The sequence below is a fragment of the Streptomyces sp. NPDC047880 genome, from assembly GCF_040706515.1.
GTDB lineage: Bacteria > Actinomycetota > Actinomycetes > Streptomycetales > Streptomycetaceae > Streptomyces.
The window spans coordinates 1-4,204 of record NZ_JBEZOK010000052.1; the positions used below are offsets into that span (position 1 = coordinate 1).

Annotated in this window: 1 protein-coding gene; it reads left to right on the plus strand. The window is 71.9% G+C overall.

What is annotated here, in order from left to right:
• A partial coding sequence (locus AB0937_RS38345; RefSeq protein WP_366718823.1) for an amino acid adenylation domain-containing protein occupies positions 1 to 3,908 on the plus strand: 3,908 nt, incomplete at its 5' end.
• Between the last annotated feature and the right edge of the window lie 296 nt (positions 3,909 to 4,204).

Genomic DNA, 4,204 nt, shown 5'->3' on the forward strand with positions numbered 1-4,204 from the left:
AGCATGTCGTGGGGCGGATACCGGGCGGCGCGGCCAACATCGCCGACATCTACCCGCTCGCCCCGCTGCAGGAAGGCATCCTCTTCCACCACCTGCTGCAGACGGACGGTGGGACGGACGTGTACGCGGCGCCGCGAGTCATCCGCTTCGACTCGCGGGAGCGGCTGGACGCGTTCCTCGGGGCGTTGCAGCGGGTGGTGGACCGGCATGACATCTATCGGACCGCGATCCTGTGGCAGGAACTGCGCGAGCCGGTCCAGGTCGTGGTTCGCCGGGTCGAACTCCCGGTCACATCGGTGGGGTTGACCGCCGACGGCCCCGCCGCGGTGGAGCAGTTGATCGCGGCTGCCGGCCCGACCATGAACATCGGCCGCGCTCCGCTGATCGACGTTCACACCGCCGAACAACCGGACCAGGACGGTGGATGGCTTGCGTTGCTGCGGATGCACCACCTGATCCAGGACCACACCACACAGGACGTGCTGCTGCACGAGATGGGCGCGTTCCTGTCGGGGCGGGAGGACTCCCTGCCCGAGCCGCTGCCCTTCCGGAACTTCGTCGCGCAGGCCCGGCTGGGTGTGACGCGTGAGGAGCACGAGCGGTACTTCACCGACCTGCTCGGGGACGTGGAAGAGACCACCGCCCCCTATGGCCTGCTGAACGTGCACGGTGACGGCAGCGGCGTCGAGCGTTCGCACCTGGGCGTCGACGAGGAGGTCGGCCGGCGGGTGCGTGACGTCGCCCGGTCACTCGGCGTGAGCCCGGCCACGGTGTTCCACCTGGCCTGGGCGCGGGTGCTGGCCACGATCAGCGGTCGTGACGACGTCGTGTTCGGGACGGTGCTGTTCGGGCGGATGAACGCGGGAACCGGCGCGGACCGGGTGCCGGGTCTCTTCCTCAACACCTTGCCCGTGCGGGTCCGCGTCGGCGCCACGGGTGTCGGAGAGGCACTGGCGGGCCTGCGGAGCCAGCTGGCGGAGCTCATGGTGCACGAGCACGCCCCGCTGACCCTGGCGCAGCAGGCCAGCGGCGTCCCCGGCGGCACTCCGCTGTTCACCTCGATCTTCAACTTCCGGCACAGCCGGCGCCCGAGTGAGGAGCCCCGCAAGGAGGTCGGCGCCGCGCCCGGGGGCATCCGGATGGTGTTCGCCCGGGACACCACCAACTACCCGGTCGCCATTTCGGTGGACGATCTCGGGGCCGGCTTCGGACTGACCGTGGAAGCGGTGCAGTCGGTGGACGGGCAAGCGGTGTGCCGGCTGTTGCACACCTGCCTCGACAACCTGGTGGCCGCGCTGGAGTACGGCCCGCAGGGCAGGCTCGCCGCGGTGAACGTGCTCGATGAGGTCGAGCAGCAGCGCATGCTGGCGGACTGGAACGGCACCGACACGCCGGTCGGGGAGGCCACGGTGCCGGAGCTGTTCGCGGCGCAGGCGGCCCGGACACCGGACGCCGTCGCGATCGTGTGCGACGGCGCTGAACTGACGTACGGCGAGCTGGACATGCGGGCGAACCGGCTGGCCCGTCGCCTGGCGTCGGAGCACGGCGTGGGTCCGGAGTCGGTGGTGGCGGTGCTCACCGAGCGCTCCGCCGAGCTGATCGTGGCGATCCTCGCCGTGCTCAAGGCCGGCGGCGCCTACCTGCCCATCGATCCCGGCCATCCGGTCGAGCGGGTCGACTACACGCTCGACGACGCCGGGCCCGTGTGCATCCTCACCACGTCACGCGCCGGGCGGGCGGTGCCGCAGGACTGCGGTGTGCCGGTGCTGGTGCTGGACGCGGCTGGGGAACCCGACGCGGAAGACGCGCGGGACGCGGACCTGCCGGCGCCGCCGCGCAAGCAGAACCCGGCGTACGTCATCTACACCTCCGGCTCGACCGGCCGGCCCAAGGGCGTGGTCGTCTCGCACGCGGGGTTCGCCAACCTGTCGGCCAGCCACGCCCGGTTCGGCGTACAGCCGGGCCACAGGGTGGCGCAGTTCGCGTCGGTCGGCTTCGACAACTTCTGCTCGGAGTGGTCGCTCGCCCTGCTGTCGGGAGCGGCCCTGGTGATCGTGCCCCAGGACCGGCGGCTCGGCGCGGAACTGGCCGGGTTCATGACCGAGCAGGCCGTGACCCACGCAACGCTGCCCCCTGCCGCCCTGGCGACGATGCCGGACGGGGCGATCGGGACCGGGGTGGTCCTCGAGGTGGGCGGCGAGGCATGCCCTCCCGAGGTGATGGAACGCTGGTCGGCCGGACGGGTGCTGTTCAACACCTACGGCCCCACGGAGACGACGGTGGACGCCACCGCGTGGCGCTGCCGCCCCGGGCTGGAGTCGGGCACGGTACCGATCGGCGCTCCGATCGCCAACACCCGCGCCTATGTGCTCGACGACTTCCTCAACCCGGTGCCGGTCGGGGTGGTCGGCGAACTGTACCTGGCCGGTGCGGGTCTGGCCCGGGGATATCTGGGACGGCCCGGTCTGACGGCGGAGCGCTTCGTGGCGTGCTCGCCGGGGGCCGCCGGTGAGCGCATGTACCGGACGGGCGACCGGGTCCGGTGGCGGGCGGACGGAAACCTGGAGTTCGCCGGCCGCTCGGACGATCAGGTGCAGATCCGTGGCTTCAGGATCGAACCGGGCGAGATCGAGGAGGTGCTCGACGGGCATCCGCACCTGAGCCAGGTGGCCGTCGTCGTCCACGAGGACCCTCAAGGCGGCAAGCGCCTGGTCGCCTACGTCGTCCCCGCGGCCGGCGGCGCCGATCCGGGCGCGCTGGCCGGGTCGGTGCGGGACTTCGCGGCCGAGCGGCTGCCGAACTACATGGTGCCGTCCTCGGTGACGGTCCTGGACTCCCTGCCGCTGACACTGAACGGCAAGGTGGACCGCAGGGCCCTGCCCGCCCCCGCCTTCGCGGCGGGGACCGCCGGGGAACCCTCGCCGGGCCGGGGTGCCACGGGTGCGCTCGAAGCCCTGGTGTGCGAGACGTTCGCCGACGTCCTGGGCGTGCGGGCGGTCGGTCCCGACGACGACTTCTTCGCCCTCGGCGGCCACTCGCTCATGGCGGTCTCGCTCGTGGAGCGGCTGCGGGGCAAGGGCGTCACCGTGTCGCTGCGCACCCTGATCACCAACCCGACACCGGCACGGCTGATGCGGACGTTCGGCCTGACGTCGGTGCAGGACGCTCTCGACGGCGTGCTGTCGATCCGGACCGGCGGTACCGCACCGGCCTTCTTCTTCATCCACCCCGCGGGTGGACTGAGCTGGTGCTACATGCCGTTCGCCCGCTTCATTCCCCAGGAGCACCCGCTGTACGGTCTCCAGGCACAGGGCCTGGACGGCTCCGGGGAGCCGGCGGTCTCGGTCGCCGACATGGCCGCCGAGTACGTGAACCGCATGCGCGCACTGCAGCCGTCGGGTCCCTACCACCTCGTCGGCTGGTCCTTCGGAGGAACTCCCGCTCACGAGATCGCGGTGCGGCTCGAGGCCGAGGGCGAGGAGGTGTCGCTGGTCCTCATGGACGCCTTCCCGCCCATTCCGGGAACCGGGGCAGTGCCTCCCCGGAGTGACGCGGCCGACGGCCCGGCACGTCTGGCGCAGCGCGTCCGTGCCGAACTCGGTCCGGTGCTGGGCGGTGTCGACGACGACGAAGTCGCGCAACTGGCCCGCGTGTTCGACAACAACGCGACGCTGAGGGACCGCCACGCGTTCGGCACCTTCGGCGGGGACACGCTGCTGCTCATCGCGGAGGAAGGAAAGCCGGCGGACTTCTCGTTCGAGTCCCTGTGGCAGCCCTATCTCACCCGGCGGATCACATCCGTCCGCCTCCCGTGCGGGCACTCGGACATGGCGCGGCCCGACATGCTGGGAGCGGCATGGGAGGTCATGTCGGAGTGGCTGGCGACGCGACGGGAGAGGAGGGCCTGAGCCCTGCCGTGAGCGTCTGAGGCCCCCTCCACCGGACGGTGCCCGGGCCTGACCCGCCGTCGACGGGTCAGGCCCGGGCACCGTTTCGTGCGGGGGCATGTGCTTCCCCGTCGGGTGGTGGTGGCTTCATCGGTCGAGAGGCCTCCCGGGAGCACGGACGGCGGCCGGGGAGCCGAGCGATACGCGACAGTGACGGGTGGCTGCGGGGAGAGTGCGAGCCGGGCGTCGCGAACGGGGCGAACGTCGCCTGCCGCGGCACTAGTCGGCCAACCGCGCCGCCCGGGCCCGGAGATAGT